The organism is Kitasatospora sp. MAA4, assembly GCF_029893355.1.
In the GTDB taxonomy this organism is placed as follows: domain Bacteria; phylum Actinomycetota; class Actinomycetes; order Streptomycetales; family Streptomycetaceae; genus Kitasatospora.
The window spans coordinates 118,926-126,517 of sequence record NZ_JARZAI010000023.1; the positions used below are offsets into that span (position 1 = coordinate 118,926).

The following is a 7,592-nucleotide window of genomic DNA, read 5'->3' on the forward strand; positions in this document are numbered from 1 at the left end:
GTTCGACCGAACGCGCAGCATCGCGGGGGCCTGCGGGTCACCCCCGAATGAGCGTCAGCACCCCGTCCAGCTCCTCCGGTGTGACCAGCACGTCGCGGGCCTTGGAACCCTCGCTGGGACCCACGATCCCGCGAGACTCCATCAGGTCCATCAGCCGCCCGGCCTTGGCGAAACCGACCCGCAGCTTGCGCTGGAGCATCGAGGTCGAGCCGAACTGCGTGGAGACCACCAGTTCGACCGCCTGGATCAGCAGGTCGAGGTCGTCCCCGATCTCCTCGTCGATCTCCTTCTTCGGGCCGCCGCCCACCGTCACGTCGTCCCGGTAGGAGGCGGTGAGCTGATCCTTGCAGTGCTGGACGACGGCCGCGATCTCGGCCTCGGTGACGAAGGCGCCCTGCATCCGGACCGGCTTGCCGGCGCCCATCGGCAGGAAGAGCGCGTCGCCCTTGCCGATCAGCTTCTCGGCGCCCGGCTGGTCCAGGATGACCCGGGAGTCGGTCATCGCGGAGGTCGCGAAGGCCAGCCGGGACGGCACGTTGGCCTTGATCAGACCGGTCACCACGTCCACCGAGGGCCGCTGGGTGGCCAGCACCAGGTGGATACCGGCCGCGCGGGCCAGCTGGGTGATCCGGACCACCGAGTCCTCCACGTCGCGCGGGGCCACCATCATCAGGTCCGCGAGCTCGTCGACGATCACCAGCAGGTACGGATAGGGCGTCAGGACCCGCTCGCTGCCCAGCGGCGGGGAGACCTTGCCGGACCGGACCGCCGCGTTGAAGTCGTCCACGTGCCGGAAGCCGTACGCGGCGAGGTCGTCGTAGCGCTGGTCCATCTCGCGGACCACCCACTGCAGTGCCTCGGCCGCCTTCTTCGGGTTGGTGATGATCGGCGTGATCAGGTGCGGAATGCCCTCGTAGGCCGTCAGTTCGACCCGCTTGGGGTCGACCAGCACCATCCTGACCTCGTCGGGGGTGGCCCGGGCCAGGATCGAGGTGATCAGGCAGTTGATGCACGAGGACTTGCCCGCGCCGGTGGCGCCGGCGACCAGGATGTGCGGCATCTTGGCCAGGTTGGCGAGCACCGTGTGGCCCTCGACGTCCTTGCCCATGCCGACCACCATCGGGTGGGTGTCCTCGGCCGCCGACCGCGAGCGCAGCAGGTCGCCGAGGTTGACCATCTCGCGGTCGAGGTTGGGGATCTCGATGCCGACCGCCGACTTGCCGGGGATCGGGCTGATGATCCGGACGTCCGCGCTGGCCACCGCGTAGGCGATGTTCTTGGCCAGCGCGGTGATCCGCTCGACCTTGACGGCCGGGCCCAGCTCGACCTCGTAGCGGGTGACCGTCGGGCCGCGGGTGAAGCCGGTGACCCGGGCGTCCACCTTGAACTCGCCGAAGACGACGGTCAGCTGGGCCACCACGTCGTCGTTGAGCTTGCTGCGGGTCTTGCCGGGCCCGCCACGCTCCAGGAGGTCCAGCGGCGGGAGCTGGTAGCCGCCCCCCTCGCTGTCGGTGGAGAACTGGAGCTGCTCCATCCGGTCCGGGGCCGGGGTGTGCTCCGGCGCCTGCGCCGCCTGGCCGGCCGCGGCGGTGCGGGCCGGCGGCACCGCGGGCTCCTCCGGCGCGGCCGTCCGGTCCTGCACCTGGTGCATCATGCTCGCCACCGCGGGCGAGGCGGGCACGCCGTACTGCAGCGCGCCCTGGAGGTCGGCGGCCACCCCGGCGGCCAGGTCGCGGGTCTGGAACGGGTCCTTGACGAACATGTCGGGGACGGCCGGCGCCAGCTCCGGCTCGTCCACCTGCTTGCGACGGCCCCGGCGGCGCCTGCGGGCGCCCACCTCGTCGTCGGGGTCGGCGTCCTCCACGGTGTACGGCAGCGCCTCGGGGTCGGCGTCCTCCGGCGGCTCGGTGGAGTACTCGTGGTCGTACTCGTCGTACCCCTCGGCAAACTCGTCCAGCCCGTCGGCCGGCGGGCCGTCGACGATGCCGAGCCGCTGACCGAGGCCCAGAAGCCGCTCGGGGATCCGGTTGACGGGCGTGGCGGTGACCACCAGCAGGCCGAAGAAGGCGACCAGCAGCAGCAGCGGAACGGCCAGCGGCGGACCGGCCGCGGCCATCATCGGGGTGGAGACCGCCCAGCCGAGGATGCCGCCGGCCTGCCGGATCCTGGTCGCGCCGCTCTGCATCCCGGGCGCGCCGCAGCCGATGTGCACCAGGCCGAGCACGCCGAGCACCAGCGTGGTCACCCCGATGGCGATCCGCCCGTTCGCCTCCGGCAGTTCCGGATGGCGCATCAGGCGGATCGCGATCGCCCCGAAGAGCAGCGGGACCAGCACGTCGACGCGGCCGAACAGGCCGCTGACCACGGTGGTGGCACCGGAGCCCAGCCAGCCCTGCGGACCGAACCAGGTGCCGGCCGCGGTCACCAGCGCCAGCGCCAGCAGCAGCAGGGCCTGCCCGTCCTTGCGGTGGACCGGGTGCAGGCCCTTGGCGCCGTCGCCGAAGCCGCGGAAGAGCGCGCCGACACTGTGCGCCAGGCCCAGCCAGCAGGCGCGGACGGCCCGGAAGAGTATCGGCGGCCGCTGGGCGGGAGGTGGCGCAGGCGCGGCGGCCGGCTTGGCGGCGGCCCTGCGGGAGGGCGGCCTGGGAGCCGCGGCCTTCTTGGCCGGTGCCTTGGCGGACGCCTTCGCCGGGGCCTTGGCGGCGGCAGCCTTCTTCGGGGTTGCCTTCTTCGCCGGAGCGGCCTTCTTCGAGGCTCCCGGACTCGGGGTGCGTGCCGCGCTGCCGGGAGTACGTGTGGCCATGGCACCAGAGCCTACCGGCGGGCCGGAGCGCTGGACATGTGACCGACCGCAATGCCCCTGGCGTGTCGCTCCGGGCCTTCGACACACCGTCACCGGCCTGCCGGTTCACCCTTTCGGAGCACCGGCTGAGGAGGGATCAGTCCGTCGGCGACCGGTCGGCACCGGGACGCAGGGCCTCCAGCGCGGCGCGCACGGTGGTCAGCTTCTCCTCCAACTGCGCGGCGGCAGCGGCGGCGCCGCCCTCGGGCGAGTCCTCCAGCTGCTTGCTCAGCGCCTCGGCCAAGTCCTCCACCGCGGCCAGCCGCGCGGAGAGCTCGGCCAGCAGCGGCTCGGCCGAGTGCCCGCCGCGCTGGTCCTGACGGTCGTCCTCCAACTGCAGCCGCAACAGCGCGGCCTGCTCCTTGAGCTGGCAGTTCTTCATGTAGAGGTCGACGAAGACCGAGACCTTGGCGCGCAGCACCCACGGGTCGAAGGGCTTGGAGATGTAGTCCACCGCGCCGGCCGCGTAGCCGCGGAAGGTGTGGTGCGGACCGTGGTTGATCGCGGTCAGGAAGATGATCGGGATGTCCCGGGTGCGCTCGCGGCGCTTGATGTGGGCGGCCGTCTCGAAGCCGTCCATACCGGGCATCTGAACGTCGAGCAGGATCACCGCGAACTCGTCGGTGAGCAGCGCCTTGAGCGCCTCCTCACCGGAGACGGCGCGGACCAGCGTCTGGTCGAGCGCCGAGAGGATGGCCTCCAGAGCCAGGAGGTTCTCCGGCCGGTCGTCGACCAGGAGGATCTTCGCCTTCTGCACTCCGGCCCGCCCTCCTGTCGTGTATCCGCCCTGTTTTCCGAGCGGGAGCACCCGTGTGCCACCCGCCACTGCCCCGGTCATGCTAGCCGCACCCCCTTGCCCAGCCCTATCGCATGCACCAATGTCACACGAGCACGGCAGGCCCCACCAGCACCCCGCCGCACCGCAGGACGCCCCGCAGACCTGCGGACCGTCGCCACCCGGTTACTGTTCGCAACGATGAGTGACCCTAGCGGGTTCCCGGTCCGGCCCGCCAGTGAGGGCGGCCCTAACGCTCCCCCAGCCACTGGCGCATCACCTCCAGCAGGTGGTCGGTGTCCACCGGCTTGGTGACATGGTCGGACGCGCCGGCCTCGATGCTCTTCTCCCGGTCGCCCTTCATCGCTTTGGCGGTCAGCGCGACGATCGGCAGCCCGGCGAACTGCGGCATCCGGCGGATCGCCTCGGTCGTCGCGTAGCCGTCCATCTCCGGCATCATGATGTCCATCAGGACCAGCGCCACGTCCTCGTGCTGCTCCAGCACCTCGATGCCCTCGCGGCCGTTCTCGGCGTACAGCACCGTCAGGCCGTACTGCTCCAGGACGCTGGTCAGTGCGAAGACGTTGCGGATGTCGTCATCGACGATCAGCACCTGCTCGCCGTCGAACCGGCCCTGGAACTGGGTACCGATCCCGGCCCTCGGCGCCGGGGCCTCGTCGGCGCGCACCAGCGGCGCCGGGTCGGCCGCAGCGCGTCGGCGCTCGGCCGCGTCCCGGCGGCGCTCCTGGGCCAACTCGCGGACCTCCTGGGCCCAGTGGTCGGCCGGGTTGGCACCGACCGGCACCGGGAGGCCGGTCGGGGTGACCCCGATCGAGGCCCGCAGCGGGCTGGTCCCCGCCGGCAGTGCGGGCGGGGCCGAGCGCTCCAGCGAGATGCCCGGCGCCTCGGTGCGCAGCGGCAGGTAGAGCGTGAAGGTGCTGCCGAGGCCCAACTCGCTCTCGGCGTGGATCTCGCCGCCGAGCAGCCGGGCGATCTCCCGGCTGATCGACAGGCCCAGGCCCGTGCCGGCGTACTTGCGGCTGGTGCCGCCGTCCGCCTGCTTGAAGGCCTCGAAGATCTCCCGCAGCTTGTTGCCGGGGACGCCGATCCCGGTGTCGGTCACCGAGAAGGCCACCAGCGCGGCGTCCGGGTCGTCGATCTGGCCGGACTCCAGCAGCTGCTCGCGCACGTGCTGCGGCACGGCCGTGCCGGCCGGCTGGATGACCAGCTGGACGGCGCCGCTGTCGGTGAACTTCACCGCGTTGGAGAGCAGGTTGCGCAGCACCTGCTGGAGCCGCTGCTCGTCGGTGTGCAGGGTGGGCGGGAGTGCGGGCGACACGGTGACCGTGAAGTCCAGGCCCTTGTCCGCGGTCATCGGCCGGAACGCGGCCTCGACGTAGTCGGTCAGCTGGACGAGCGCGATCCGGGCCGGGCGGACGTCCATCTTGCCCGCCTCCACCTTGGAGAGGTCGAGGATGTCGTTGATCAGCTGGAGCAGGTCGGAGCCCGCGCCGTGGATGGTGTCGGCGAACTCGACCTGCTTGGGCGACAGGTTGCCCTCGTTGTTGTCGGAGAGCAGCTTGGCCAGGATCAGCAGCGAGTTGAGCGGGGTGCGCAGCTCGTGCGACATGTTGGCCAGGAACTCGCTCTTGTAGCGCGAGGCGAGCGCGAGCTGCTCGGCGCGCTCCTCCAGGACCTTGCGCGCCTCCTCGATCTCGCTGTTCTTGATCTCGATGTCGCGGTTCTGCTGGGCGAGTTGCTCGGCCTTCTCCTGGAGCTCCTCGTTGGTGCGCTCCAGCTCCTCCTGGCGGGCCTCCAACTCGGCCGACCGCATCGAGAGTTCGGCGGTCAGCCGCTGGGACTCCAGGAGCAGGCCCTCGGTCTTGGTGTTGACGCTGATGGTGTTGACCGTGACGCCGATCAGGTCGGCGATCTGGTTCAGGAAGTCCATCACCACGGTGGTGAAGGAGGCGAAGGTGGCCAGCTCGATCACACCGAGCAGCCGGCCCTCGAAGAGCACCGGCAGCACCACCACGTGGGCGGGCGCGGCCTCGCCGAGGCCGGAGGCGATCCGCAGGTAGCCGGGCGGCGTCTCGGTCAGGCTGATCGGGCGCTTCTCCACCGCGGCCTGGCCGACCAGCGACTCGCCCGGCCGAAAGGTGGTCGGCATCGCCCGGCGCTGGTAGCCGTAACTGCCGATCAGCCGCAGGATGGTGTCGCTCTCGTCGTCGTCCTCGGTGATCATCTCGGCGGTGCGGCCGGCCGGTTGGGCGAGGAAGAAGGCGCCGTGCTGGGCGGAGACCACCGGCGTCAGCTCGGTCATGATCAGCGAGGCGACCGCCTCCAGGTCGCGCCGGCCCTGCAACAGGCCGGAGAACCGGGCCATGTTGGTCTTGTGCCAGTCCTGCTCCTGGTTGGTGCGGGTGGTCTCGCGCAGGTTGGCGATCATCTGGTTGATGTTGTCCTTGAGCTCGTCGAGCTCTCCGGACGCGTCCACGTCGATCCGCAGGCTCAGGTCGCCGCGGGTCACCGCGGTGGCGACCTGGGCGATCGCGCGGACCTGCCGGGTCAGGTTGTTGGCCAGCTCGTTCACCGACTCGGTGAGGTCCTGCCAGGTGCCGTCCACCCCGGGCACCCGGGCCTGACCGCCGAGCCGTCCGTCGGTGCCCACCTCGCGGGCCACCCGGGTCACCTCGTCCGCGAAGGCGCTCAGCTGGTCGACCATCGTGTTGATGCTGGTCTTGAGCTCCAGGATCTCGCCGCGCGCGTCGACGTCGATCTTCTGCGACAGGTCGCCGCGGGCCACCGCCGTGATCACCAGGGCGATGTTGCGGACCTGGCCGGTGAGGCTGTTGGACATCTGGTTGACGTTGTCGGTCAGGTCCTTCCAGATACCGGCCACGCCCGGCACTCCCGCCTGGCCGCCGAGGATGCCGTCGGTGCCCACCTCGCGGGCGACGCGCGTGACCTCGACGGCGAAGGCGTTCAGCTGGTCGACCATCGTGTTGAGGGTGCCGGCCAGCGCCGCGACCTCGCCCTGCGCCTCGATGGTGATCTTCTTGGAGAGGTCACCGCGGGCCACCGCCGTCGCCACCTCGGCGATGTTTCGAACCTGGCTGGTCAGGTTCGAGGCCATGAAGTTGACGTTGTCGGTCAGGTCCTTCCAGATGCCCGACACACCGCGGACGCGGGCCTGGCCGCCGAGGATGCCCTCGGTGCCGACCTCGCGGGCGACGCGCGTGACCTCGTCCGCGAACGCGCTCAGCTGGTCGACCATCGTGTTGACGGTGGTGACCAGCTCCAGGATCTCGCCGCGGGCGTCCACGGTGATCTTCTTGGAGACGTCGCCGAGCGCCACGGCGGTGGTCACCTCGGCGATGTTGCGGACCTGGCTGGTCAGGTTGTTGGCCATCAGGTTGACGCTGTTGGTGAGGTCCTTCCAGGTGCCGGAGACCCCCGGGACGCTGGCCTGACCACCCAGGATGCCCTCGGTGCCGACGTCCCGGGCCACCCTGGTGACCTCGTCCGCGAAGGCGGAGAGCTGGTCGACCATGGTGTTCATGGTGTTCTTCAGTTCGAGGATCTCGCCGCGGGCGTCGACCTGGATCTTCTGCGACAGGTCGCCGCGGGCCACCGCCGTCGTCACCTGCGCGATGTTGCGCACCTGGTCGGTGAGGTTGTTGGCCATGAAGTTCACCGAGTCGGTCAGGTCACGCCACACCCCCGCCACACCCGGCACCTGCGCCTGACCACCCAGGCGCCCCTCGGTCCCCACATCCCGCGCCACCCGCGTCACCTGCGCGGCGAAGGCGGAGAGCTGGTCGACCATGGTGTTGATGGTGTTCTTCAGTTCGAGGATCTCGCCGCGGGCGTCGACCTCGATCTTCTGCGACAGGTCGCCGCGGGCCACCGCCGTCGTCACCTGCGCGATGTTGCGCACCTGGTCGGTGAGGTTGTTGGCCATGAAGTTCACCG

At 70.7% G+C, this 7,592-nt stretch carries 3 protein-coding genes; all 3 read right to left on the minus strand.

What is annotated here, in order from left to right:
- Positions 1 to 37: 37 nt before the first annotated feature.
- Positions 38 to 2,803 carry a DNA translocase FtsK gene (locus P3T37_RS27455; RefSeq protein WP_280726574.1) on the minus strand — a complete coding sequence of 922 codons (2,766 nt, stop codon included), beginning with the start codon at positions 2,801 to 2,803 and terminating at the stop codon, positions 38 to 40.
- Between the two features lie 136 nt (positions 2,804 to 2,939).
- Entirely contained in the window at positions 2,940 to 3,599 is a 660-nt protein-coding gene (locus P3T37_RS27460; protein ID WP_280726575.1) for a response regulator, read from the minus strand.
- Positions 3,600 to 3,867: 268 nt separating this feature from the next.
- Positions 3,868 to 7,592: HAMP domain-containing protein (locus P3T37_RS27465; RefSeq protein WP_280726576.1), on the minus strand; the 3,725-nt coding region annotated here is incomplete at its 5' end.

Bases quoted from the DNA above. Each gene is read 5' to 3' on its own strand.
- P3T37_RS27455 (WP_280726574.1), bottom strand. From the start codon at position 2,803: ATGGCCACACGTACTCCCGGCAGCGCGGCACGCACCCCGAGTCCGGGA.